We start from the raw sequence: 22,700 nt of genomic DNA on the forward strand, positions 1-22,700 counted from the left end.
CGTGACGTTTGGGCCATCCTTCCACGGGGCGCTCGGCCCGCGCATCGGACATTTCCCAGGGCGAACACGGCGAGGGGCGGCCGTCCCGCGGACGGCCGCCCCTCGTGCGGAAGATCCGGCTCAGCCCTTGAGCTCGGCCGCCACCAGCTCCGCGATCTGCACCGCGTTGAGCGCGGCGCCCTTGCGGAGGTTGTCGTTGGAGAGGAAGAGCGCGAGGCCGTTGTCCACGGTCTCGTCGACGCGGATGCGGCCCACGTACGAGGCGTCCTTGCCGGCCGCCTGGAGCGGGGTCGGGATCTCGGAGAGCTCGACGCCCTCGGCGTCCTTCAGCAGCTCGTAGGCGCGCTCGACGCTGATCGGGCGGTCGAAGCGGACGTTGACCTGGAGCGAGTGGCCGGAGAAGACCGGGACGCGGACACAGGTGCCGGAGACCTTGAGCTCCGGGATCTCCAGGATCTTGCGGGACTCGTGGCGGAGCTTCTGCTCCTCGTCGGTCTCGAAGGAGCCGTCGTCGACGATCGAGCCGGCCAGCGGGACCACGTTGAACGCGATCGGACGCTTGTAGACGGCGGGCTCGGGGAACTCGACGGCCTCGCCGTCGAACGCCAGCTGCTCGGCCCGCTCGGCCACGGCACACGCCTGGGTGCTCAGCTCGGCGACGCCGGCCACGCCCGAGCCGGAGACGGCCTGGTAGGTGGTGGCGATCAGCGCGGTGAGGCCGGCCTCCTGGTGCAGCGGCCTGAGGACCGGCATGGCGGCCATCGTGGTGCAGTTCGGGTTGGCGATGATGCCCTTCGGGCGGTCCTTGATCGCGTGCGGGTTGACCTCGGAGACGACGAGGGGGACCTCGGGGTCGCGGCGCCAGGCGGAGGAGTTGTCGATCACGACCGCGCCCTGGGAGGCGACCTTCTCGGCGAGGGCCTTGGAGGTGGCGCCGCCGGCGGAGAAGAGGACGATGTCCAGGCCGGTGTAGTCGGCGGTCGAGGCGTCCTCGACCGTGACGCCGTCCACGACCGTGCCCGCGGACCGGGCGGAGGCGAAGAGCCGCAGCTCGTCCACCGGGAACTTGCGCTCGGTCAGGATCTTGCGCATGACTGTGCCGACCTGACCGGTGGCTCCGACGATTCCGACCTTCACGGGGACTCCTCCGTACGTGTGAGCAGGGGCTGCCGCTCCATGATGCGTGCCGCGTGCTGCTTTTTGTCCAATCCATTGTCCGAGGGGCGGGACGCGGTCCGGAGGGCGAACGTTTCCGGCCGGTCCCGCGTCGTAGGGGCGACACGGAGCGGGAGGGGGCGGGGTGGAGCAGATGGACGCGGCGCTGGTGGACCGGGTGCGGGCGGTCCTGGCGCTGGGCGGGGTGCCGTACGCGGAGCTCCAGGACGGGGTGCAGCAGGTGGGGCTGCGCCTCCTGGAGGCCCGCGCGAAGGGGGACCCGCCGCGCTCCCCGGCCGCCTGGTGCGCGGTGGTCGCGACCCGGGTGGCCGCCGACTGGCACCGGGCGCGGCGGCGCGAGGAGCGGCTCGGCGCCCGCCTGACCGCGCTGCCGGACCCGCCGGGCGGCGGCGGCGAGGAGGCCCGGGTGCTCGCCCTCGCCGTCGCGGACGGCCTGGAGGCGCTCCCGGACCACCACCGGCAGGTCCTGGTGCTGCGCTTCTACGCGGACCTGCCGGTGGCCCGGATCGCCGAGGAGCTGGGGGTCCCGGAGGGCACGGTCAAGAGCAGGCTGCACGCCGCCGTCCGCGCGATGCGGCAGCGGCTCCACACGAACGAGGTGGTGTGAGGGTGGACGAGCTGGAGAGGGACCCGCTGACGCGGGCCCTGTTCCCGGAGGACGGGGACGGGGACGGGGATGGACACGGCCGGGATGGACACGGAGACGGCCGGGACGTGGCCGGGGACGGCCGTGACGGTGCCGTGGGCGGCCATGACGGTGCCGGGGACGGTGCCGCCGACGACCCGGAGGTCGCCCGCGCCCTCGCGGACGTGGCCCTCCTGAGAGAGCAGTTGGGCGTCCTCGCCGCCGCGCTCACGGCGGAGCCCGTACCTGAAAACCATGCCGTACGGCTCCGGTCGCGGCGGCGCGGGCGGACCGCCGCGTGGGCGCTCGCCGCCTGCGTGGCGCTGGGCGCGCTCGGCACCGGCGGGGCGTGGCTGGCCGCCCGGCCGCCCGCGGTGCTCGCCGGCGGCGGCGCCGCGGCCGACGCCAAGCTCACCGGCGCCGGGCTCGTGGCCTGCGCGACGGACGTCGCCGAGGGCACGGTGGTGCGCGCCGAGCCGCTGGCGGAGGGGGAGTTCCGGGTGGTGCTGCGGGTGGAGCGCCGCTACAAGCCGGCCGGGCCGGACTCCGGGGAGCTGGCCTTCCGGGGGTGGGCGGCGGAGCCCTCGTACTACCGCCCCGGCACGCGGATGCTGGTGGTGGTCTCCCGCTTCCCGGGCGAGGGCGTCCTCACCTACCGGCAGGACCGGGAGCCGCCCGGCGAGCTCGGCGAGGACGTCGGCCCGGTCCGCGACGAGCTGGAGTACGGCCGGAAGTGGATCGGGAAGGCCCTCCCGGAGGCGGCGACCGCGACCTGCCCCGGCAGGGGCTGAGGAACGCGGAAGGGGCGGGCATCCTCACCGGATGCCCGCCCCTCCTTACCGCGGGGGTGTTACGGGGTGACGCTGCCGATCAGGACGCTGCCGGTGCCCGCGACGGTGCCGCGCGCGTTCAGCAGCTGGACCTCGCCGAAGAACTGGCGTCCCTCGGGGGCCGGACCGCCGACGACGACCTCGGCCGGGACCTTGGTGCTCGCACCGTTGGCCAGCGGGTAGGTCTTCGTCTCGTCGACCTTCACGGTGCCGAGCGCCGAGGAGAAGTACACGTCCTTGTAGTCGTAGGTCGTGCCGCCCTCGGCGTGGACCGCGTAGCCGTCGATGACGACGGTGTACGTGCCGGCCTTCGGCTTGACGAGGGAGACGGCCTCCTCCGAGTCGCCGTCGGCCGCGGAGGCGACCTTGACGCCGTTCAGGAGGACGGTCAGGTCGAGGTCGGCGGCCTTGTCGGAGGTGTTGCCGATCCCGATGTCGAGCCGCTCGACGCCCTCACCGATGGTGACGGTCTTCGTCTGCTGCTCGTGGTGCTGGATGGTCGGGGTCTCGACCTTGGCCGAGCCCAGCGAGCCGCCCTTCAGCTTGCCGTCGATGCCGGCGAACTTGTTGGTGACGGTCCACTCGACGGCGGACGGGGTGCCGATCTTCGCCTCGCCGACCGTCTGGACGGCCGGGTCGAAGGAGGCGCCGAGGACGGTGACGTCCAGCTTGTACGGGTTGTTCAGGTCCGGCGAGGTGCGGCGCGCCTCGACCTCGATCTCCCAGACGCCGGCCTGCGGGTTGGCGTAGGAGCGCTGGTCGGGGCGGCAGGTGTTCGCCGGGTTGTAGTGCGGGTAGCACATGGTGGTCGCGGTCGGGTCGACCGGGACGCCGTACGGGTGGATGGAGATGAACCGGGTCTGGCTCTTCTCCTTCAGGCCGCCGATGGCGACCTCAAGAGAGGTCGCGCCCTTCGGGACGGTCACGAAGTACGACTTGTGGCTGTTGCGCTGGACCGAGCCGGAGGCGGTGAAGCCGTAGCCGGGGGAGACCAGGTCGCTCGCGACGACCGAGGTGGCGAGGATCTGCTTGTCGACGCCCTCGGTGCGCTCGTCGTCGGCCTCCAGGATCACGCTGTGCACGCCGGCGGTGCGCGGGCGGGCCTCCAGCTTGACGGTGACCGGCTTGTTCAGCGGGAGGCGGACCTCGTCGTCGCCGAGGATCCGGAAGGTGCCGTCGTTGTACTTGAGGTCCAGCTCGTGCTCGATGGCACGGTCGGGGCCGCTGGTACGGGTGACGGTGACGTCGTAGACCTTCTTCTGGCCGACCTTGAGGCCGCCCTCGCGGTCGTACACACCGGTGCCGGTGTGCGGGGCCGGGAAGATCACGGTGTCGACCGGGGCCTCGACCTTGTAGGAGTGGGCGGTGGCCCCGTCCTTGATGGAGTCCCAGGCTTCTTCGATGTCGATGAGACCGGCGCCCTGCTCGTGGGCCGCGACACCGGAGATCCGCTGCGCGGTCGAGGTGAGGGCGGTGCGGAGGGTCAGCGGGGAGAGCTCGATGCCGCGCTGCTTGGCGGCGGAGAGCAGCAGCGCGCTGGCGCCCGCGACCTGCGGGGACGACATCGAGGTGCCGTTGAGCATGCCGTAGCCGGCCGGGAGGCTGTAGCCCGCCTCGGCGACGCCGGCGCCGGCCTGCCAGGTCGGGATGGTGTTCACGGCCGAACCCGGGCCGGTGATCAGCGGGGTGGCGCCGCCGTCCTCACGCGGACCGCGCGAGGAGAACGGGAACATGGCGTACTTCTTGTCCACGGCGGAGCCGTAGTTGGCCGCCCAGGTCGACTGGGAGACCGCCGCGCCGACCGAGAGGACCTTGTCGGCCAGGCCGGGGTCGCCGATCGTGTTGGTGCCAGGGCCGGAGTTGCCGGCCGAGATCACCAGCTGCACGCCGTACTCGTCGATGAGACGGGTGTAGAGGCGGGCGCGGACGTTGTCGCCGTCGTTCAGCGCGGGCAGGCCGCCGATCGACATGTTGACGATGTCGACGCCGCGGTTGACGACGAGGTCGACCATGCCCTCGGTGAGGGCGGTGTTGGTGCAGCCGCCGTCCCAGGTGCACGCGCGCGAGGAGACGATCTTCGCGCCGGGGGCCGCGCCGTTCATCCGGCCGCCGAAGAGGCCCTTGGCGGCGGTGATGCCGGCGACGTGGGTGCCGTGCGAGGACTCGACGACGCCGATGTTGACGAAGTCGCGCTTCTGGCCGACCCAGGGACCGCCGTACGGGTCCATCGGGACGTCCTTGCGGATCTCCACGACGAACGGCGTGCGCTCGGCGACGTCCGTGGCCGGGTTGTCGGTGCCGAAGTAGCCGACGCCGTACCCGTCCTTGAACGGCTTCATCGGCTCGTTGTCCGTGAAGTCGTTGTCCTGGTCGGTGTCGACGCGGACGGTGCCGGCGGCCGGGTCGTACAGCATGCCGAAGACGTCGGTGGTGTCGCCGTCGCGGTTGATGTCACCGGCCGGGTCGCCGCCCGCCGTGACGGACTCGCTGAAGCGGCTCCACTGGTAGGCGCCCTCGGGGGCCTTCCACGACTGCGTGGCCGCGGTGAAGACCGGGCCCGCGACCGGGGTGACCTGGGGGCGCCAGGTGCCGTCGGCGTCCACGATCGGGTCGGTGGAGGTCACCCAGTCGACGATCTTGCGCTCGCCGGTGGTGGTCTTCTGGAGGGCCGGGTGGGCCAGGTCGACGCCCGAGTCCAGGATGCCGATGGTCACGCCGCGCCCGTCGGCGCGCGGGTGGTCCTCGACGAACTCGACCGCGCCCGTCTCGTGCGACGGGTTGTACGGGTTCTTCGCCGGGGTGTACTTCGACGGCGCCGGGTAGGTCCGGTCGACCGTCGTGCCCTCGACCGCGCCGGAGACACCGGCGTCGGGACGGGGGTCGTCCAGCTGGATCTCCGCCTGGAGGTCCACGGACTGGACGGAGGAGAGCTTGGTGGCCGCCTTGATCGCGGCGTCGGCCTTGCCGGTCGGCAGGGTCGCGCGGACGTAGCCGAGCTCGTCGTTGCGGTTGCCGACCGAGCCGCCGGGGACGGCGTCGAGCTGGCCCGCGACCTGCTCGGTCGCGCCCGGCGCGGTGGCGACGAGGATGGTGACGTGCGGCTCGCCGGCGGCCTCGGCCTCGGTGAGGCGCTGCGCGTCGGTGGCGCCGAGCTTGTCGGCGGGCTCCGCGGCCTTCACCGGGGGCGTCGTCGCCGGGGCGTCGGCGGCGAGGACCGGGGCGGCACCGGCCGCGACGAGCGCGGTCACCAGGCCGGCGGCGGCGGCGATCCTGGCCGCTCGTCTGGTCCCGGCGGTCGAGCGCCCGGGTATGGAGCTCTGCGTTTCGGGGGTGGTCATTTACATCCCTGTTTGTGAAAGAAGAGAGTCCGGAATCCGGTACCGGATGACCGCTCAGCCTTTCGCAAATGACAGGGCTTTGTGGAGAGTTCTTGGAGGGCGGGTTGTGCCGGTGGCGTACATCCGCCACCGCGCCCCATACGCCACACACGACGAATCGCCCTCAACGAGGGCGATTCGACCGGGTCTTGTGGATCACTGTTCCTTGGTACGGGCGTAATGCCGGGACGCCTTCGCGCGGTTGCCGCACGTCGCCATCGAGTGCCAGCGCCGGGTGCCGTTCCGCGAGGTGTCCAGGAAGTGCAGGATGCACGCCTCATGCGCACATGTCCTGATCCGGTCCGGCGCGGTCCGCAGCAGGTCCAGGTAGTCGCGGGCGGCCGTCCAGGCCGGCCCCCACGCCGGATCGGCGAACTCGGCCCGCTCGCCGGGACCTTCGGCGGTGAGTACGGCACGGATCCGGCCGTGCTCCAGGACGGCGTCGAGCCGCGCGATCGCGTCCGGGTCCCCGGGCCGGTCGACCAGCGCCTTCAGCGCCTCGCGGGCGGTGAGGGTGTGCCGGAGGGTGGCCTCGTCGGCGGCGAAGCGCGCGTCGAGCCCGTTCGCCGCGAGCCAGACGGCGAGCCCCTCGGTGCCGTCGAGGAGGTCCTGGCGCTCACCCTCGCTGATCCAGCGGGTGTTCAGCAGATCCAGGGAGACCGGCTCGCCGGTGAGCGGCCGCGGGTCGGTGACGGTCATGACGGGCATCCTCTTCGATCTCCCGGACGATCTAACCCCTCAAGCGTAAATGACAGGTTGCACCCCAACGCTCCTAACCCCTAAAGTCAAAGTAAGCGGTTAGCCCAGCCAGGGGCGACCGAAGACGAACCGAAGACAAGGGGACCGTCATGTCCGCGATCGGCACGCTGAACACGGCACACATCGGCATCAACGTCACCGACCTGGACCGCTCGCTCCGCTTCTACGGAGAGGTCCTCGGCTTCGACGTGATCGGCTCGGCCGACGCCGACGGACGCCGCTACGCCTTCCTCGGCCAGGGCGGCACACTCGCCGTCACCCTCTGGCAGCAGGCCGAGGGCGGGTACGACGCGACCCGCGCCGGCCTCCACCACCTGGCCTTCGAGGCCGAGTCCATCGAGAAGGTCCGCGAGGCCGAGACCGCCCTCAAGGCGGCGGGCGTCACCTTCGCCTACGACGGCGTGGTCGCCCACGGAGAAGGCACCCCCTCCGGCGGCATCTTCTTCCACGACCCCGACGGCACCCGCCTGGAAATCACCACCCCCAAGGGCGCAGAAGAGGCCCCGACCCCGAACGGAAACGCCCCCACCTGCGGCTTCTTCTAGCAACCACCCAAGGTGTGGGCAGGCGTTCCGCAAGGGGCGGAACGGGTGGGCACACCGCCGAACGCGCACCCGCGCCAGGGACGCCGCCCCCGCCCCCGCACCCCGAGAGCCCGCACCCACCTGGAGGCCGCCATGCCAACCGCGTACCACCAAGGCTCGCTAGCCATCCAGAACCGCCTCGGCCTCCAAGCCGCCGCCGCCCACATTGCCCCCAGCATCCGCCCCGGCATCCGCCAGGTAGCCGCCGCCTTCCTGGAAGCCCAGCCCATGCTGGTCCTAGCCGCGGCGGCCCAGGACGCGAAGGTCTGGGCAACCCTCCTCACCGGCACCCCAGGCTTCGCCCGAGCGACAGGCCCGCACACAATCTCGCTCGCGGGCGGGCCCGCACCGGGAGACCCCCTAGCAGACGCCCTCTCCCGAGAGACCCGCGTAGGCACCCTCGCCCTGGACCCCCGCACCCGCCGCCGCATGCGCCTCAACGGCACCGCCCGCCCCAGCGCCCGCGGCCTGCTGATCGAGGCGGACCAGGTCTTCTCCAACTGCCCCAAGTACCTCCAGAAGCGCGAGCTGTACGGCTCCGATCCCGCCGCCCCGGACACCCCGCCCGCCCTCCGGGGCGAGGTCCTCACGGAGGCCCAGCTGGCCACCGTCCGCGCGGCCGACACCTTCTTCGTCGCCACCACGGGACCGGACGGCGTCGACGCCAGCCACCGCGGCGGCAACCCGGGCTTCGTCCGCGCCGAGGACCCCCGCACGCTGGAGTGGCGGGACTACCCCGGCAACGCGATGTTCCTCACACTCGGCAACCTGGAGACCGACGGCAGGGCGGGTCTCCTCTTCCTGGACTGGGAGAGCGGCACGACCCTCCAGCTCAGCGGCCGGGCGGAAACGGTATACCGTCTGGAGGAGCGGACCGTCCGCTTCCGGGTCGACAGCGTCGTCGAGACCCCGGCCGCCAGCCCCCTCCGCTGGTCCGCGCCGGAGTACTCCCCGGCCAACCCGACCACCCCCTGAACCCTGAACCGCACCCTGCCCGCCCGCACGCGGACTCCCGATCCACGATCCCGAGGAACCCGTGACCCCTGCCACCCAGGCTCCCGAGGCCACCGTGCCCGCGCCGTCCGCGCCCCCGACCCCCCAAACCCCCACCCAAGCCCCCACCCAAGCCCCCACCCAAGCCCCCACCCAAGCCCCCGCCCCCACCCCCGCCGCCCCGCCCGCGCCCCCTGGCGGTGCTCGCCGCCACCGGCGCCAGCACCGCCGCCCTCCTCCTGCTGGTCGCCCTCGGCACGGTCCTGCACCACCCGCTGCTCATCCCGCCGCTCGCCGCGAGCATGGCGCTGGTCGCGGCCTCGCCCGACCTGCCGCTCTCCCAGCCCCGCTCGGTGATCGGCGGTCAGCTCCTCTCCGCCCTCACCGGCTTCGCCGTCCTCGCCGTGGCGGGCCCCGGCCTGTGGAGCGCCGCCGTCGCCGGCGGACTCGCCCTCGGCGCGATGATGCTCGCCCGCGCCCCCCACTCCCCGGCCGCCGCCACCGCGGTGATCGTCGCCCTGGAAGCCCCACCCTTCGCCCCCTTCACCGCCCTCCTCCTCGCCTCCTGCCTCCTGCTCATCGCGGTCGGCCTCCTCGCCGCCCGCGCGACCCGTCGTACGTACCCCGTGTACTGGATCTAGCCATCCCCCTAACCTGCTGCGCATGAAGCAGGAGCTGCGGGTGGCGGCCTACGCCGTGGTCGTGCGGGACGACGCGATACTGCTCGCCCGGTGGGTCGCCAGGGACGGCGCCAAGCGGTGGACCTTGCCCGGTGGGGGGCTGGATCACGGCGAGGAACCCCTCGAAGCCGTCGTGCGCGAGGTCGCGGAGGAGACGGGGTACGCGGTCGAGCCGACCGCGCTCCTCGGCATCGACTCGATCATGCGCCAGTGGATCGCCCGGCTCGGTGTCCCCGGCTCCTTCCAGGGGCTGGGGATCCTCTACGAGGCCCGGATCACCGGCGGGGAACTCCGCAACGAGACCGGCGGTTCCACCGACCTCGCGGCCTGGCACCCGCTGGACTCCGTGCCCGGTCTGCCCCGGGTCGAGCTCGTCGACATCGGGCTCGACCTGTGGCGGGAACGCCCCCCCGCGGGCCGCTCCCGGCTCGCGGGTCGGCCGAACGGCTGAAAACGGCTCAACCGGTACGCGCCCGCTCAACCTCCCCGCCCCGTCCCCGGTCCTCCCCGCCGACCGCACCACAGGACCAGGGACACAGGGGACCCACATGACCACCGCCCGCACCGCCCGTACCGTCGTCGCCGCGGCCCTCGCCGCCGGACTCACCGTCACCGCGCTCGCCGCCCCCGCCCTCGCCGCGAGCCCCGCCCCCGCACCCGCCCCCGCCCCCGTGAAGAAGGGCCACGCGGCCACCCAGGCGGCGCTCCAGGCCAACGTCGACGCCGGCGTCCCCGGCGCCGTCGCCCAGGCACGGGTGGACGGCCGCTCCTGGACCGGCACCGCCGGCGAGCGCGGCGGCGACGACCGCTACCGCGTCGGCTCCATCACCAAGACCTTCGCCGCCACCGTCCTCCTCCAGCTCCAGGCCGAGGGCCGGATCGACCTCGACGACCCGGTCGACAAGTGGCTCCCCAAGCTCGTCAGCGGCAACGGCCACGACGGGCGGAAGATCACCGTCCGCCAGCTCCTCAACCACACCAGCGGCGTCTACAGCTACACCGAGGACCCCGCCTTCCAGGAGAAGACCTTCGGCCCCGGCTTCCTCCAGCACCGCTACGACACCTGGAAGCCGCGCGACCTGGTCGGGATCGCCATGGAGCACGCCCCCGCCTTCGCCCCCGGCACCTCCTGGAGCTACTCCAACACCAACTTCGTCCTGGCCGGCCTGGTCATCGAGAAGGTCACCGGACGCCCCTACGGCAAGGCCGTCGAGAACCGGATCATCAAGCCCCTCAAGCTCCGCGCCACCAGCGTCCCCGGCACCAAGGTCAACATCCCCGGGCCGAACAGCCGCGCGTACTCCACCCTCGTCCCCGACGCCTCCGCCCCCGTCCACGACGTCACCGAGCTCAACCCCTCCCTCGCCCACGCCGCCGGCGAGATGATCTCCGACTCCGCCGACCTCCAGACCTTCTACCGCGCCCTCCTCAAGGGCCGGCTCCTTCCCAAGACCGAGCTGCGCGAGCTCACCACCACCGTGGCGGTCTCCCCGCAGTACCCCGACTACCGCTACGGCCTCGGCATCTCCTGGCAGAAGCTGAGCTGCGGCACCGAGATCTGGGGCCACGGCGGCGGCATCCACGGCTCGCTCTCGGAGGCGTACACCACCCGCGACGGCCGCCACACCCTCGCCGCCAACATCAACGCCGACTGGACCGGCAACACCCAGGCCATCGTCGAGGCCGAGTTCTGCGGCGCCCTCCCGGCCAAGAAGCAGCCCACCACGGAGCAGCCCACCACGGAGCAGCCCACCCAGGAGCAGCCCACCATGAAGTAGCCCTCACCGGGGCAGGACGACGACATAGGCGGCGGGCTGCCGCTCCGACGCGGCCATCAGCGCCGTACGGACCACGGTGGCCTGCTGCTCCATCGCCTCGCGCAGCTTGCGCGGGGTCAGGTGGACAACCGTGATGCCCAGCCGCTCCAGGTGCTCCCGCTTGCGGGTGTACTCGGACCACAGCGCGTCCTCGTCCTGCCGCGGCGCCCGGGTGTCCAGCTCCACCGCCACCGCCTGGTCCGGCCAGTAGGCGTCCACCCCGCCCAGGTGCGGGCCGCCCGGCAGCCGCAGGTCCACGTTCCACACCGGGTCCGGCAGCGCGAAGTTCCGCACCATCTCGTACAGCCGCTCCTCCGACAGCGCCCGCCCCTCCACCAGGAGCGAGTCCACCGCGTCCACCACGTGCGGCCGGGTAAGCAGCCGCGACCGGCTCAACTCCCGCACCAGCACCGGGGGTTCGCAGTGCCCGCCGCGCACCGCCTCGGTCAGCAGCCGCCGTACCGTCTCCGCGTCGTGCAGCCCCGAGACCGCGTCGGCGAGCGCCCGGGCGACCGGCGCGACCGGCAGCCCGCCCAGCTCCACCGGCTCCGGCGACTCGGCCGACCGCACCACCCGCACGAAACCGGTCGACCGCAGCCGCCGGGTGCGCCCCACGAGGACGTCGATCCGGTCCAGGGCGGCCGCCGGGGGAGCGGAGGAGAAGCCGTGCAGGGCGAGCGCGGCGAGACCGGTGAGCATCGCGCCCGGGCCGTGCGCAGGCGCCGCGCCGTCCCGGCGGGCGTAGAGCAGCGCGGCCCGCAGCCGGTCGTCGCTGGTCGGGGCGCCGGGGTGGAGCAGGAAGACGCCGGGCAGCAACTGCTGCCAGTCGCCGCCGGCCGCGGCCCGCCCGGCGACCTCGGCGGCGGGCACGCCCATGGCCTTCAACTGGCCGGTGGACGCGAGCCGTTGCGTGAGGCCCCCGGTGGAGGGGAGGGGGCGGGGGCGGGGGGTGATGGGGGTGTTGTGGTTCATGCCGGGGGTCTTCCGCGCCCCGGCCCGGCCCTAACGGCCTGTTACAAGGTGGTCGCGCAATCCGGACAACCCCGCACTAAAGTACGCGCGTTCGACTGCCGAGAGGGGCCGCGCCCGCGGACCCCTCCCGGCACCGCTCACGCCTCCAGCGCGTCGCACTCCTGCGCCCGCAGGGCGCGGGCCAGGTCGTCCCGGGCCTCCAGGACCAGGCGCCGCAGCGCCGGAGCCGCGGCCGCGTGCTCGTCCAGCCAGGCGTCGGTCGCCGCCAGGGTCTCCGGACGGTCCTGGTACGCGGGGAAGAGGCCGCGCACCACGTCCATGCCGATCTGGATCGACCGCTCGGCCCAGATCCGCTCGATCACCGCGAAGTACTTCTCCGCGTACGGGGCGATCAGCTCGCGCTGCGAGGGCTGGGCGAAACCGGCGATGGTCGCGCCGACCAGCGCGTTCGACAGCGCGTCGGACTCGACGACCTGCGCCCACGCCTGCGCCTTGACGGCCGCCGTGGGCCGGGCGGCGAGCAGCCGCACCTGGTGGCGCTTGCCGCTGGCGGTGTCGTCCCGCTCCAGCTCCTCGCCGATCCGCTTCTCGTCGGCCCGGCCGGTCTCGGCGAGCGGGGAGAGCAGCGCCCAGCGCAGCTCCTGGTCCACGCCGAGGCCGTCGATCCGCGCGGTGCCGGCGAGCAGCCCCTCCAGGAGCTGGAGGTCGGCGTCGGAGGAGGCGGTCGCGGCGAAGAAGCGGGCCCAGGTCAGCTGGTGCTCGCTGCCCGGCTCGGCGATCCGCAGCTCGCGCAGTCCGCCCTCGGCGAGCAGCCGCCCGCCCTCCGCGCGCCACTGGGGGGCCGCGTAGTGGGTGACGGCGGTCCGCGCCCAGGCGTGCACCATCTGGAGGACGCCGATGTCGGTCTCCCGGCCGGCGAAGGCGAGCACGGCGGCGACGAAGTCGCGGGCCGGCATCAGCCCGTCCCGGGTCAGGTTCCACAGCGCCGACCAGCACAGGGCGCGGGCCAGGGGGTCGGTGATGGAGCCGAGGTGCGCGCGGAGGGTGTCGAGCGAGCCCTCGTCGAAGCGGATCTTGCAGTAGGTGAGGTCGTCGTCGTTGACGAGGATCAGATCCGGCCGCTCGCTGCCCGTCAGCCCGTCGACGACGGTGCGGACCCCCGCGACGTCGGTCTCCACGCGCGCGTACCGGACGAGTTCGCCGTCGGAAAGGCGGTAGAGGCCGACCGCGACCCGGTGCGGGCGCAGTTCGTCGCCGTCCTGGAGGACGGCGAGCTCGGTGATCCGGCCCTCGGCGTCGTAGGTGACCTCGGGGGCGAGGACGTTGACGCCGGAGGTCTGGAGCCAGGACTTGGACCACGCCTTCATGTCGCGGCCGGAGGTCTCCTCCAGGACGGCGAGCAGGTCGGCGAGGCGGGTGTTGCCGTAGGCGTGGCGCTTGAAGTAACGGCGCGCGCCCTCCAGGAAGGCGTCCCGGCCCACGTAGGCGACGAGCTGCTTGAGGACGGAGGCGCCCTTGGCGTACGTGATGCCGTCGAAGTTCAGCTTGGCGTCCTCCAGGTCACGGATGTCGGCCGTGATCGGGTGGGTGGAGGGCAGCTGGTCGGCGCGGTAGGCCCACGCCTTGCGGTTGTTGGCGAAGGTGACCCAGCTGTCGGTGAAGCGGGTGGCCTCGGCGAGCGCGAAGGAGCCCATGAAGTCGGCGTACGACTCCTTCAGCCACAGGTCGTCCCACCAGACCATGGTGACGAGGTCGCCGAACCACATGTGGGCCATCTCGTGCATGATCGTGTTGGCGCGCCGCTCGTACGCCGCCCGCGTGACCTTGCCCCGGTAGATGTACTCCTCCATGAAGGTGACCATGCCGGGGTTCTCCATGGCGCCGAGGTTGTACTCGGGCACGAACGCCTGGTCGTACTTCCCGAAGGGGTACGGGTAGTCGAAGGTGTCGTGGAAGAAGTCCAGGCCCTGCTTGGTGATCAGGAAGACGTCGTCCGCGTCGAAGTGCTTCGCGAGCCCCTTGCGGCACATCGCGCCGAGCGGGATCTCCAGGTCGCCGCGCCGGTAGGTGTCGGTGACGTAGTGGTACGGGCCGGCGACCACGCAGGTGATGTACGAGGAGATCGGCTTCGTCTCGGCGAAGCGCCACACGCCGTCGTCGCCCCGCTCGCCGGCGCCGTTGCTCCAGACCGTCCAGCCCTCGGGCGCGGTCGCCTCGAAGCGGTACGGGGCCTTGAGGTCGGGCTGCTCGAAGCAGGCGTGGACCCGGCGGGCGTCGGCCGGCTCGTACTGGGTGTACAGGTACACCTCGCCGTCCTCGGGGTCGACGAAGCGGTGCATGCCCTCGCCGGTGCGGCTGTACGCGCACTGCGCGTCGACGACCAGCACGTTCTCGTCGGCGAGGCCGTCCAGGGCGATCCTGGCCCCGTCGAAGACGGCCGCCGGGTCCAGCGCCCGCCCGTTGAGGGTGACGGAGGTCACGGAGGGGGCGAGGAGGTCGACGAAGGTCGCGTCGGCCTCGCCCGTACGACGGAAGCGGATCGTCGTCACCGAGCGGAAGGTGCGTACCGCCTCCGTGGACTCGCCGACCGCCGACCTGAGGTCGAGGGCGACCTCGTAGCCGTCGACGGACAGCAGCGCGGCCCGCTCGCGGGCCTCGTCGCGGGACAGGTTCTCACCGGGCACGGTCACTCCTTCGTGGCGTGTTCGAAACAGCACCGATCCTCCCATGCGCACCTTTCACCCGGCGCACGGGAATGCCGACACGGTCGGTCGGTGTTGCGCCAATTCGGCGCACCCGATCGTCCGACCGCCCCGAGGAGTGACATGTCCGAGAGCAGGACCACCGCAGAGTTCTTCTTCGATCCGCTGTGCCCGTGGGCGTGGATGACCTCCCGGTGGATGCTGGAGGTGGAGAAGGTCCGCCCGGTGGACGTGCGCTGGAAGGTGATGAGCCTCGCGGTGCTGAACGAGGACCGGCTGGACGAGCTGCCGGCCGAGTACCGGGAGATGCTGGAGACGCAGGCGTGGGGTCCGGTGCGCGTCGTGGTGGCGGCCCAGCAGCTGCATGGCGACGAGATCCTCGGCAAGCTCTACACGGCGCTCGGCACCCGCTTCCACAACGGCGGCGAGGGCCCGACCCGCGAGGCCATGGCGGCCGCCCTGCGCGATGTCGGTCTGCCCGAGGACCTGGTGGAGTACGCCGACAAGGACACGTACGACACCGAGCTGCGCGCCTCGCACGCGGAGGGCATCGGGAAGGTCGGCCAGGACGTCGGCACCCCGGTCGTCGCGGTGCCGGGTCCGGACGGCGAGGAGGTCGCCTTCTTCGGCCCGGTCGTCACCCCGACCCCGCGCGGCGAGGCCGCCGCGCGCCTGTGGGACGGCACCCTGCTGGTGGCCTCGACCCCGGGCTTCTACGAGATCAAGCGCACCCGGACGGCGGCGCCGAGCTTCGAGTAGTCCGGCCCGTACCCATGGAAGAACCCCCGCGATTCACTCCCCCAAAGCTGCCTTTGGGGGTGCCCCCAATCGCGGGGGTTCTTTCATACGCCTGCCCGGTGAAGGTTGAGAAGACGATCACGAGCAGGACGAGCGGGGGGCCGTCGGCCGGGTCAGAACGAGATCAGCGGCACGCTGGCCTTGGCGGCCTGGTAGCGCTTGTTCACGTCCTGCCAGTTCACGACCTGCCACATGGCGTCGATGAAGTCGACCTTCTGGTTCTTGTACTGGAGGTAGAAGGCGTGCTCCCAGGCGTCGAAGACGAGGACCGGGACGGAGCCCTGGCCGACGTTGCCCTGGTGGTCGTAGACCTGCTCGACGATGAGGCGGCCGCTGATCGGCTCGTAGGCGAGGACACCCCAGCCGGAGCCCTGGGTGGTCGCCGACGCCTTGGTCAGCTGGGCCTTGAACTTGGCGAAGGAACCGAAGGACTCGGTGATCGCGTCCGCGAGCTCGCCCACGCCGTCGGCCGCGAGCGGCTCGCCGCCGCCCTCGCCGCCCTTCGGGCTGGCCATGTTGTTCCAGTAGATGGAGTGGAGGATGTGGCCCGAGAGGTGGAAGGCCAGGTTCTTCTCGAGGCCGTTGATCGAGCCCCACTGGTCCTTGTCGCGCGCCTCCTCCAGCTGCTCCAGGGTGTCGTTCGCACCCTTGACGTAGGCGGCGTGGTGCTTGTCGTGGTGCAGCTCGATGATCTGCGGGTTGATCACCGGTTCCAGCGCCGCGTAGTCGTACGGCAGCTCCGGAAGTGTGTAGATCGCCATGTGTGCCGAGCCCTTCGACTGACTGCTTATTGCAACCTATATGCAAGTGCAGGCTAACAGCACCTGCACAAATTGTTGATCAGCCCTTGGTCCTAGGCCCGCCGACCCGCTCGACTGCTTCCGCGCGCTCCGCCGAACGGCGTAGGCGCCCCCTGTCCCCGGGCCGTTCGAGATCCCTAGCGTGCGGGGCATGAAGCTTCCCCTGAGACTCGCGGCCGCCGGTGCCCTCGTCGCCCTGCTCGCCGGCACCGCCCAGGCCGCCGCCCCCTGGCGGCAGGTCGGCACCGACGCCCGGAGCGGCGTCAGCGGCCTCGCCGACGAGGGCGCCGGCACCGCCCTCGTCGTCTACGACAACAAGCGCGCCGGGCAGCAGCGCCTCTCCCGGCTGGCGTACGGCACGGACCCCGCCACCGTCACCCCGCTGGCCTGGGAGGGCGCCGAACCGGTCGACCTGGAGGCGGTCGAGGCGATCCCGGGCCTGCCGGGGGAGTACCTCGCCCTCGCCTCCCGCGGCATCGTCTACCGCCTGAAGGTCACCGGCACCACGGCCACCGTCGTCGAGTACACCCCGCTGCCCGCGATCGGCGCCGACGACGACTTCGAGAGCTTCGCGCTCGTCGCCAGGGACGGGCGGTTCGCCGCCCTGTGGGCGGACCGCGGCGCGGGCCCCGAGCGGCCCGCCACCCTGTACGCCGCCCCGGTCACCTTCGCCGCGTGGGGCGAGCCGAGGTTCGGCGCGGTCACCCGGCGCGCCTTCACCGCCCCGTACCCCGCGGACGCCGGGACCCGCCACATCTCCGACATCTCCGTCACCGGCTCCGGCCGGATCCTGGTGAGCTCGGCGTCGGACGCCGGTGACGACGGCCCCTTCGACTCCGCCGTGACCGAGGCGGGGCAGGTGAGTCTGACCGCCACCGGCCGGGTACGGATCTCCCTGACGGCCGGCCCGGTCCCGCTCGGCACCTTCCCCGGCTACAAGATCGAGGCAATCGAGTGCCTCCCCGGCGGCGAGGCGCTCCTCGGCACCGACGACGAGAACAAGGGCGGTTACGTCCGCACGGCGCCCTACTGCGGAACCTGACCCGGCCCCCGGCCCCGGCCGCGTACACACGCGAACGCCCCGCCGGGCGGAAAAGCCCGGCGGGGCGTGCGAGGGGGGCGTACGGGGAGGGGTCAGACCTTCTCGGACGGCTCCGGGGCCGCGGTCCCGGCCGCCTTCGCGCGGGCCTGCTGGAGGGCCAGGCCGACCGCGGCGAGGACCAGGGTCAGGGCGCCCGTCGCGTACAGCTGGACCCGGGTGCTCTCCTCACGGGCCATCAGGAAGAAGATCGCGGCCATGCCGGCCAGCGCCACCCAGGTCAGCACCGGGAACATCCACATGCGCACGACCAGCTTCTCCGGCTCCTCGCGCTCGGTGCGGCGGCGCAGCACCAGCTGGGAGGCGGCGATGAAGAACCAGACGACGAGGATGATCGCGCCGATCGTGTTGAGCAGCCAGATGAACGCCTTGTCCGGCGACCAGTAGCTCAGCAGCACGGCGCCGAAGCCGACGACCGAGGAGAGCAGGACGGCCGGGCGCGGCACGCCGCCGTAGGTGCGGCCGAGCGCCTTCGGGCCCTGGCCGCGGCCGATCAGCGAGCGGGCCATGCGGGAGGCGCCGTAGATGTTGGCGTTCATCGCGGAGAGCAGGGCGATCAGCACGACCACGTTCATGATCTGCCCGGCGGCCGGGATGCCCAGGTGGTCGAGGGTGGCGACGTACGGGCCCTTCTCGACGACCGCCGCGTCGTCCCAGGGGACGAGGGTGACGATGACCGCCATCGAGCCGATGTAGAAGAGCGCGATGCGCCACATCGCCGTACGGACCGCCTTGGCGACGCCCTGCACGGGGTGCTCGGATTCGGCCGCCGCGATGGTGACCGTCTCCAGGCCGCCGTAGGCGAAGACGGAGGCGAGCAGGCCGACGATCAGGCCCTCGGAGCCGTTCGGGAAGAAGCCGCCGTCACCGGTGAGGTTGGCGGTGCCGGGGGCGGGCGCGTCGGAGCCGGGGAGGAGGCCGGCGATGGCGAGGACGCCGATGCCGAGGAAGAGGACGATCGCGCCGACCTTCAGCGCGGCGAACCAGAACTCGAACTCGCCGAAGTTCTTCACCGCCGCCAGGTTGGTGCCGCAGAAGACCAGCATGAAGAGCGCCACCCAGGCCCACTCGGGGGTGCCCGGGAACCAGCCCGTCATGATGTTGGCGGCGCCGATGCCCTCCAGGCCGACGGCCACGCAGAGCAGGAACCAGAAGGCCCAGCCGGCGGTGAAGCCGGCCCACGGGCCGAAGGCGCGCTCGGCGTGGACGGAGAAGGAGCCGGAGGCGGGGTTCGCCGCCGACATCTCGCCGAGCATCCGCATCACCAGCATGACGAGCACGCCGGAGATCGCGTACGCGACGACGATCGAGGGACCGGCGGCGGCGATGCCGGCGCCGGAGCCGACGAAGAGGCCGGCGCCGATGACGCCGCCGAGCGCGATCATCGACAGGTGGCGCTGCTTGAGGCCGTGGGAGAGGCCCTCGGAGGGAGCGGCGGTGCCGTCCTCACGGTCGGCCTGCGCGGGCGCGGTGGTCCGGGACATGGGCAACCCTGTTCATAGGCTGAGACGGGGAGGGGAGCACACAGTCTGGGTGCCGGTACCGGTGAGAGGGAACGGTTGTCCGCTATACGGTCACGACCTTCACACAAGGTGAAGATTCAGTTCCGTTTCGTCGCGGCCGTCCGCAGCTCCCGCAGCCACGCCACGAGCAGCACGGCGGCCGTCGCCCCCGCCGACCACAGCACCTGCGGCCGCGCCCCGTCGTCCGTCAGCATCAGGACCAGGACCGCGCCCATCGCCGCCAGCGCTGTCCACGTCAGCCACGGGAAGCCCCACATCCGCAGCGTCAGCGTCTCCGGCGCCTCCCGCTCGATCCTCGGCCGCAGCCGCAGCTGGGACACCGCGATCAGCGCCCACACGAAGAGCAGCACCGCGCCGACCGCGTTGAGCATGTAGAGGAAGACGGAATCCGGCCACTTCAGATTGAGCAGGACGGAGACGAAGCCGAAGGCCACCGAGGCGAGAACCGCCCGGCGCGGCACGCCCCCGCCGGACACCTTCAGCAGCCCCTTCGGCGCCTCGCCGCGCTCCGCGAGCGAGAAGACCATCCGGGAGGAGCCGTACAGATTGGCGTTGAGCGCCGACAGCAGCGCCACGAAGACCACCACGTTCATGATCTGCCCCGCGCCTGGCACCCCGATCGCGTCGAGCACCGCCACGTACGGCGACTCGCCCGGCGTCATCGACGTCCACGGCAGCAGGGTCACGATCACCAGCATCGAGCCCACGTAGAAGAGGAGGATCCGCCACACGGCGCTGCGCACCGCCCGCGCCACGTTCCGCGCCGGGTCCTCGGACTCGGCCGCCGCGATGGTGACGACCTCCAGACCGCCGAAGGCGAAGACCACCGCGAGCACCCCGGAGACCACCCCGGACCAGCCGTTGGGCAGGAAACCGCCCTGCCCGGTCAGGTTCGCGAGCCCCACCGGATCCGTGTCCGGCAGCCAGCCGAACACCGCCAGCGTGCCGAGGATCAGGAAGAGCACGATCGCGCCGACCTTCAGCGCCGCGAACCAGAACTCGAACTCGCCGAAGTTCTTCACCGCCGCCAGGTTCGCCCCCGTGAAGACCACCATGAAGAGCAGCACCCAGCCCCACTGCGGGACCCCCGGCACCCAGCCGTGCGCGATCCGCGCCGCGCCCGTCGCCTCCACGGCGAGGACGACGACCAGCAGGAACCAGTACAGCCAGCCCACCGAGAACCCGGCCCAGCGGCCCAGCGCCCGCTCCGCGTGCACCGAGAACGCGCCGGACGCCGGCATCGCCGCCGACATCTCGCCCAGCATCCGCATCACCAGCATCGCCAGCGCGCCCGCGATCAGGTACGAGAGGACGATGCCGGGCCCGGCGACCGCGATGCCCGCACCCGAGCCGACGAAGAGACCCGCGCCGATGACCCCGCCGAGCCCGAGCATCGTCAGGTGACGCTGCTTCAGGCCGTGGGAGAGCGGCTCCGGTTCGGTGAGCGGGGACGGTGGTGCGGCGTCGCGCATGGTGGGGGACTCGCGCTCTGGGAGGAGGGGCACTTTATGGAGACCCCACAGTCTCTCCGCTGACCGGCCCTTGACGCAAAAGGGGCGACATGGGCCGACTCCCCAGTGACAAGCGTCACGTGGCGCCCGGCGCGTTCGCCGTCCTTTGTCGGAACCCCATGAAGCCCCGGCCGGTGGCTTTGTCGGCGGCTGACGGTGATCGAGCGTTCACTCCTGGCATAGCGTCGACCTGTCCCGACACCCTCACCCCCGCGGAGTACCGATGAGCACCGCCGCCGCCCCCGCCCGCACCCTCCGTACGGGCACCGTCCTGGCCGACCTCCTCCCCGCGAGCCGCGTCCGCGACGTCGCCCTCGTCGTCGGCGGCGCCGCCCTCACCGGCCTGGCCGCGCAGATCTCCCTCCCGGTCCCCGGCTCCCCGGTCCCGGTCTCCGGCCAGACCTTCGCCGCCCTGCTCGTCGGCACCGCCCTCGGCGCCCGCCGCGGCTTCCTCTCCCTCGCCCTCTACGCCGTCGTCGGCATGGCGGGCGTCCCGTGGTTCGCCCAGGGCTCCTCGGGCTACGCGATGCCGTCCTTCGGCTACATCCTCGGCATGCTCCTCGCCGCCACCGTCGTCGGCGCCCTCGCCCGCCGCGGCGCCGACCGCTCGGTCCTGCGCACCGCCGGCACGATGGTCCTCGGCTCCGCGATCATCTACGCGGTCGGCGTGCCCTACCTGGCCCTCGCCACCGGCATGAGCCTCGGCCAGGCGGTCGCCGCCGGCCTGACCCCCTTCCTCATCGGCGACGCCCTCAAGGCAGCCCTCGCCATGGGCGCCCTCCCGGCCGCCTGGAAGCTCGTCGGCCGCAAGGGCTGACACCGGCGGAGCACGTACGGAGAAGGGCCCGCCGCTCCAGCAGGAGCGGCGGGCCCTTCGCGTACGTCCGGCTAGACGCGGGAGGTCTTCTTGACCCGCTCGCGGACCAGCGCGATCGCCAGCACCAGCGCGGCCACCAGGAGCGAGAGCACGATCTGCTCACGGGCGCTGCCGCCGTCGTAGATCATGTAGCCGAGGACGAAGACGATCATGCCGATCGTCGCCCACGTCAGGTACGGGAAGAGCCACATCCGCACGACGAGCTTCTCCGGCGACTCGCGCAGGATGATCCCGCGCATCCGCAGCTGGGTCACGCAGATGACCAGCCAGACGAAGAGCGCCACCGCGCCGGACGAGTTCAGCAGGAAGGCGAAGACCGTGTCCGGCCACTGGTAGTTGAAGAACACCGCGACGAAGCCGAAGACCACCGAGGCGAGGATCGCGGTGCGCGGCACGCCCCGCTTGTCGACCTTGGCGAAGCCCTTCGGCGCGTCCCCGCGCTGCCCGAGCGAGAAGGCCATCCGGGAGGCCGTGTAGAGGCCCGAGTTGAGGCAGGACAGCACGGCGGTCAGGACGATCACGTTCATGATCTGGCCGGCCGCGGGGATGCCGATCGAGTCGAGGGCGGCGACGTACGAGCCCTTCTCGGTGATCGACGGGTCGTTCCACGGCAGCAGCGTCAGCACCACGAAGATCGAGCCCAGGTAGAAGACGCCGATCCGCCAGATCACGCTGTTCGTCGCCTTGGTCACGGCCCGCTGCGGGTCCTCCGACTCACCGGCCGCCAGCGTCACGATCTCGCTGCCCATGAACGAGAAGACCACCATCAGCACACCGGTGAGGATCGCGCCCGCGCCCATCGGCAGGAACCCGCCCGCGTCGGTGAGGTGCGCGAAGCCCGCGCCCGGGTTGTCCGAGCCCGGCAGCACGCCGAAGACCGCGAGCAGGCCGATCGCCACGAAGGCGCCGATGGCGACGACCTTGATCCCGGCGAACCAGAACTCGAACTCGCCGTACGAGGCCACCGAGGCCAGGTTCGTCGCGGTGAGCACCACCATCACGATCAGCGCCCACGCCCACTGCGGCACGGCCGGGATCCAGCTCTCCAGGATGACCGCGCCCGCGGTCGCCTCGACGGCCAGCACGACGACCCAGAAGAACCAGTACAGCCAGCCGATGGTGAAACCGGCCCAGCGGCCGAGCGCCTGGTCGGCGTAGGCCGAGAAGGAGCCCGAGGAGGGCCGCGCGGCGGCCATCTCGCCGAGCATCCGCATCACGAACACGACCATCGCGCCGACGAGGGCGTACGAGAGGAGGATCGCGGGGCCGGCGGCGGCGATGCCGGAGCCGGAGCCGACGAACAGGCCGGCGCCGATGACGCCGCCGATCGCGATCATCGACAGATGGCGGTTCTTGAGCCCGGCCTTGAGGCCGTCGGACTGCGGGGTCTCACCGGGGTCGCCGGTGCTGCCGCCTTCCTTGGCGAGGGTCGGCTGCGTGTTCATGAACGCTTCCTTCGGGTGTGGGGGGCGGCTCGGGTCACGAGCCCTGGTTATGAAACCTGGCGACCGGCCAGTACGGAAGGGCTGATTCCGGATCGTGATTCGCGCCATATTCGGGACAAAAGGTCCGGACCA

Annotated in this window: 19 protein-coding genes; 10 read left to right on the forward strand and 9 right to left on the reverse strand. The window is 72.1% G+C overall.

Features of this window, described 5'->3' with window-relative positions; translation table 11 throughout:
• Window positions 1–120: 120 nt before the first annotated feature.
• Entirely contained in the window at window positions 121–1,137 is a 1,017-nt protein-coding gene (locus ACFXMG_RS06435; RefSeq protein ID WP_383821459.1) for an aspartate-semialdehyde dehydrogenase, read from the reverse strand.
• A 172-nt stretch (window positions 1,138–1,309) separates the two neighbouring features.
• Between ACFXMG_RS06435 and ACFXMG_RS06440 the strand changes: the two genes are divergently transcribed.
• Window positions 1,310–1,783 carry a sigma-70 family RNA polymerase sigma factor gene (locus tag ACFXMG_RS06440; RefSeq protein ID WP_383821510.1) on the forward strand — a complete coding sequence of 158 codons (474 nt, stop codon included), beginning with the start codon at window positions 1,310–1,312 and terminating at the stop codon, window positions 1,781–1,783.
• 2 nt (window positions 1,784–1,785) lie between these two features.
• Window positions 1,786–2,592: a hypothetical protein gene (locus ACFXMG_RS06445; RefSeq protein WP_383821456.1), complete on the forward strand. Its 807-nt coding sequence runs from the start codon at window positions 1,786–1,788 to the stop codon at window positions 2,590–2,592.
• 59 nt (window positions 2,593–2,651) lie between these two features.
• On the opposite strand, the gene ACFXMG_RS06450 is transcribed toward ACFXMG_RS06445, so the two are convergent.
• Together ACFXMG_RS06450 and ACFXMG_RS06455 are read right to left on the reverse strand one after the other, a co-directional pair.
• Window positions 2,652–5,969: a S8 family serine peptidase gene (locus ACFXMG_RS06450; protein WP_383821454.1), complete on the reverse strand. Its 3,318-nt coding sequence runs from the start codon at window positions 5,967–5,969 to the stop codon at window positions 2,652–2,654.
• A gap of 195 nt (window positions 5,970–6,164) precedes the next feature.
• Window positions 6,165–6,707: a CGNR zinc finger domain-containing protein gene (locus ACFXMG_RS06455; RefSeq protein ID WP_383821451.1), complete on the reverse strand. Its 543-nt coding sequence runs from the start codon at window positions 6,705–6,707 to the stop codon at window positions 6,165–6,167.
• Window positions 6,708–6,856: 149 nt separating this feature from the next.
• On the opposite strand from ACFXMG_RS06455, the gene ACFXMG_RS06460 reads away from it, so the two are divergent.
• The 5 genes from ACFXMG_RS06460 to ACFXMG_RS06480 all read left to right on the forward strand — a co-directional run bounded on the left by ACFXMG_RS06460 (window position 6,857) and on the right by ACFXMG_RS06480 (window position 10,802).
• Window positions 6,857–7,312, forward strand: coding sequence for a VOC family protein (locus ACFXMG_RS06460; RefSeq protein ID WP_383821449.1), 456 nt, complete (start codon window positions 6,857–6,859; stop codon window positions 7,310–7,312).
• Between the two features lie 132 nt (window positions 7,313–7,444).
• Window positions 7,445–8,326 carry a pyridoxamine 5'-phosphate oxidase family protein gene (locus ACFXMG_RS06465; RefSeq protein ID WP_383821446.1) on the forward strand — a complete coding sequence of 294 codons (882 nt, stop codon included), beginning with the start codon at window positions 7,445–7,447 and terminating at the stop codon, window positions 8,324–8,326.
• Between the two features lie 212 nt (window positions 8,327–8,538).
• Window positions 8,539–8,985: an HPP family protein gene (locus ACFXMG_RS06470; RefSeq protein ID WP_383821508.1), complete on the forward strand. Its 447-nt coding sequence runs from the start codon at window positions 8,539–8,541 to the stop codon at window positions 8,983–8,985.
• Window positions 8,986–9,007: 22 nt separating this feature from the next.
• The gene (locus ACFXMG_RS06475; RefSeq protein ID WP_383821443.1) at window positions 9,008–9,475 is read left to right on the forward strand and encodes an NUDIX hydrolase; all 468 of its coding nucleotides are present in this window, start codon (window positions 9,008–9,010) and stop codon (window positions 9,473–9,475) included.
• Between the two features lie 97 nt (window positions 9,476–9,572).
• Window positions 9,573–10,802 carry a serine hydrolase domain-containing protein gene (locus ACFXMG_RS06480; protein ID WP_383821440.1) on the forward strand — a complete coding sequence of 410 codons (1,230 nt, stop codon included), beginning with the start codon at window positions 9,573–9,575 and terminating at the stop codon, window positions 10,800–10,802.
• 3 nt (window positions 10,803–10,805) lie between these two features.
• On the opposite strand, the gene ACFXMG_RS06485 is transcribed toward ACFXMG_RS06480, so the two are convergent.
• On the reverse strand, window positions 10,806–11,813 hold the full coding sequence (locus ACFXMG_RS06485; RefSeq protein WP_383821437.1) for a hypothetical protein: 1,008 nt from the start codon (window positions 11,811–11,813) through the stop codon (window positions 10,806–10,808).
• A gap of 137 nt (window positions 11,814–11,950) precedes the next feature.
• Window positions 11,951–14,497, reverse strand: coding sequence for an aminopeptidase N (gene pepN, locus ACFXMG_RS06490; RefSeq protein WP_383821434.1), 2,547 nt, complete (start codon window positions 14,495–14,497; stop codon window positions 11,951–11,953).
• 141 nt (window positions 14,498–14,638) lie between these two features.
• Here pepN and ACFXMG_RS06495 point away from each other — a divergent pair, with 141 nt between their 5' ends.
• Window positions 14,639–15,274, forward strand: a complete 636-nt coding sequence (locus ACFXMG_RS06495; RefSeq protein ID WP_383821431.1) for a DsbA family protein — start codon at window positions 14,639–14,641, stop codon at window positions 15,272–15,274.
• A 152-nt stretch (window positions 15,275–15,426) separates the two neighbouring features.
• Here the strand turns inward: ACFXMG_RS06495 and ACFXMG_RS06500 are convergent, their stop codons facing one another.
• Window positions 15,427–16,074, reverse strand: coding sequence for a superoxide dismutase (locus ACFXMG_RS06500; RefSeq protein WP_383821428.1), 648 nt, complete (start codon window positions 16,072–16,074; stop codon window positions 15,427–15,429).
• Between the two features lie 190 nt (window positions 16,075–16,264).
• On the opposite strand from ACFXMG_RS06500, the gene ACFXMG_RS06505 reads away from it, so the two are divergent.
• Complete coding sequence (locus tag ACFXMG_RS06505) at window positions 16,265–17,155, forward strand: hypothetical protein (RefSeq protein ID WP_383821426.1); 891 nt, start codon at window positions 16,265–16,267, stop codon at window positions 17,153–17,155.
• Between the two features lie 92 nt (window positions 17,156–17,247).
• On the opposite strand, the gene ACFXMG_RS06510 is transcribed toward ACFXMG_RS06505, so the two are convergent.
• Together ACFXMG_RS06510 and ACFXMG_RS06515 are read right to left on the reverse strand one after the other, a co-directional pair.
• Entirely contained in the window at window positions 17,248–18,696 is a 1,449-nt protein-coding gene (locus ACFXMG_RS06510; RefSeq protein WP_383821423.1) for an amino acid permease, read from the reverse strand.
• A gap of 116 nt (window positions 18,697–18,812) precedes the next feature.
• Complete coding sequence (locus ACFXMG_RS06515) at window positions 18,813–20,207, reverse strand: amino acid permease (protein WP_383821505.1); 1,395 nt, start codon at window positions 20,205–20,207, stop codon at window positions 18,813–18,815.
• A 262-nt stretch (window positions 20,208–20,469) separates the two neighbouring features.
• Here ACFXMG_RS06515 and ACFXMG_RS06520 point away from each other — a divergent pair, with 262 nt between their 5' ends.
• Window positions 20,470–21,063: a biotin transporter BioY gene (locus ACFXMG_RS06520; RefSeq protein WP_383821420.1), complete on the forward strand. Its 594-nt coding sequence runs from the start codon at window positions 20,470–20,472 to the stop codon at window positions 21,061–21,063.
• A 71-nt stretch (window positions 21,064–21,134) separates the two neighbouring features.
• Here the strand turns inward: ACFXMG_RS06520 and ACFXMG_RS06525 are convergent, their stop codons facing one another.
• Window positions 21,135–22,568 carry an amino acid permease gene (locus ACFXMG_RS06525; RefSeq protein WP_383821416.1) on the reverse strand — a complete coding sequence of 478 codons (1,434 nt, stop codon included), beginning with the start codon at window positions 22,566–22,568 and terminating at the stop codon, window positions 21,135–21,137.
• Window positions 22,569–22,700 lie beyond the last annotated feature (132 nt).

It is taken from the genome of Streptomyces sp. NPDC059201 (assembly GCF_042754585.1).
Classification (GTDB): Bacteria; Actinomycetota; Actinomycetes; order Streptomycetales; family Streptomycetaceae; genus Streptomyces.

What these genes read in the sequence shown, in the direction of transcription:
- ACFXMG_RS06455 (WP_383821451.1), bottom strand. Translation starts at nt 6,707, where the DNA reads ATGACCGTCACCGACCCGCGGCCGCTCACCGGCGAGCCGGTCTCCCTG.
- ACFXMG_RS06515 (WP_383821505.1), bottom strand. Translation starts at nt 20,207, where the DNA reads ATGCGCGACGCCGCACCACCGTCCCCGCTCACCGAACCGGAGCCGCTC.
- ACFXMG_RS06520 (WP_383821420.1), top strand. Translation starts at nt 20,470, where the DNA reads ATGAGCACCGCCGCCGCCCCCGCCCGCACCCTCCGTACGGGCACCGTC.
- ACFXMG_RS06500 (WP_383821428.1), bottom strand. Translation starts at nt 16,074, where the DNA reads ATGGCGATCTACACACTTCCGGAGCTGCCGTACGACTACGCGGCGCTG.
- ACFXMG_RS06460 (WP_383821449.1), top strand. Translation starts at nt 6,857, where the DNA reads ATGTCCGCGATCGGCACGCTGAACACGGCACACATCGGCATCAACGTC.
- ACFXMG_RS06450 (WP_383821454.1), bottom strand. Translation starts at nt 5,969, where the DNA reads ATGACCACCCCCGAAACGCAGAGCTCCATACCCGGGCGCTCGACCGCC.
- ACFXMG_RS06505 (WP_383821426.1), top strand. Translation starts at nt 16,265, where the DNA reads ATGAAGCTTCCCCTGAGACTCGCGGCCGCCGGTGCCCTCGTCGCCCTG.
- ACFXMG_RS06495 (WP_383821431.1), top strand. Translation starts at nt 14,639, where the DNA reads ATGTCCGAGAGCAGGACCACCGCAGAGTTCTTCTTCGATCCGCTGTGC.
- ACFXMG_RS06525 (WP_383821416.1), bottom strand. Translation starts at nt 22,568, where the DNA reads ATGAACACGCAGCCGACCCTCGCCAAGGAAGGCGGCAGCACCGGCGAC.
- ACFXMG_RS06485 (WP_383821437.1), bottom strand. Translation starts at nt 11,813, where the DNA reads ATGAACCACAACACCCCCATCACCCCCCGCCCCCGCCCCCTCCCCTCC.
- ACFXMG_RS06475 (WP_383821443.1), top strand. Translation starts at nt 9,008, where the DNA reads ATGAAGCAGGAGCTGCGGGTGGCGGCCTACGCCGTGGTCGTGCGGGAC.
- ACFXMG_RS06510 (WP_383821423.1), bottom strand. Translation starts at nt 18,696, where the DNA reads ATGTCCCGGACCACCGCGCCCGCGCAGGCCGACCGTGAGGACGGCACC.
- ACFXMG_RS06480 (WP_383821440.1), top strand. Translation starts at nt 9,573, where the DNA reads ATGACCACCGCCCGCACCGCCCGTACCGTCGTCGCCGCGGCCCTCGCC.
- ACFXMG_RS06440 (WP_383821510.1), top strand. Translation starts at nt 1,310, where the DNA reads ATGGACGCGGCGCTGGTGGACCGGGTGCGGGCGGTCCTGGCGCTGGGC.
- ACFXMG_RS06465 (WP_383821446.1), top strand. Translation starts at nt 7,445, where the DNA reads ATGCCAACCGCGTACCACCAAGGCTCGCTAGCCATCCAGAACCGCCTC.